This is a genomic window from Bartonella sp. AA9NXGY (genome assembly GCF_042196845.1).
Lineage (GTDB): Bacteria > Pseudomonadota > Alphaproteobacteria > Rhizobiales > Rhizobiaceae > Bartonella.
Window position 1 is genome coordinate 1 of record NZ_JBHIRB010000107.1, and the last position, 719, is coordinate 719.

The 719-nt window shown below is 39.5% G+C and carries 1 pseudogene; it reads right to left on the reverse strand.

Annotated elements, in window-relative coordinates:
- Positions 1 to 719, reverse strand: a pseudogene (locus ACFIM6_RS10075) (hypothetical protein); the annotation flags it as partial.

A 719-nucleotide genomic window follows, 5' to 3' on the forward strand; every position in this document is an offset into this window, starting at 1 on the left:
GCTTTCCATTGTCCATCTTTATCATAACCAGCTCCTCCACCAAAATACTCAGCAAATGTCTGATTCATTGAATAAAGCTGATTGCCCGTGATCGCTTCTGTTGAACCTTTAGAAATTTCTCCATCTAATAGAAATTTTAATTTGCTGTTTTCTTGTTCCGCTATAACTTGACCATCTTTCTCTTTGTTCTTTACATGACGCGCGACAAAGGCATTGGCTTCATCATTCCACAACAAAGCATTCTGCTCAATGGTCTGTGTAAGTTCATTGCTGTTCTTAGAAAGCTCATTATGAAGATCTGTCAGCGATGTATCAACACCGCTAAAGGCTGAACCAACATCATGATATGACTGACCACCAACAACATACGTCGGAAGATTGCCTACAAGAACATCAGCACCACCACCTAAATAGCTCGATGTATTTTTAGAAACACTGTCTAGATTAGTAGTCACTGTCGTAACATTTTTATTAGTCGCAAATAACTGAGAGCCATTTACAACTTCTGTCGATTCTGCTGAAAGCACTCCTGCCTTAACACCTGAAAGTATCCGGTCTTCTTTCTTACTGTTGGCAATATTGAGTTCTGTACCTTCTACTTCTTTACCAATAGTGATAACCTTCGTATTATCATCCTGCTTAGCAAGGCTATCACTGACAACATTGGTCACATCATTATGAACATTCGTGATAGAACTCGCAACTCCAGCAAATGCTTC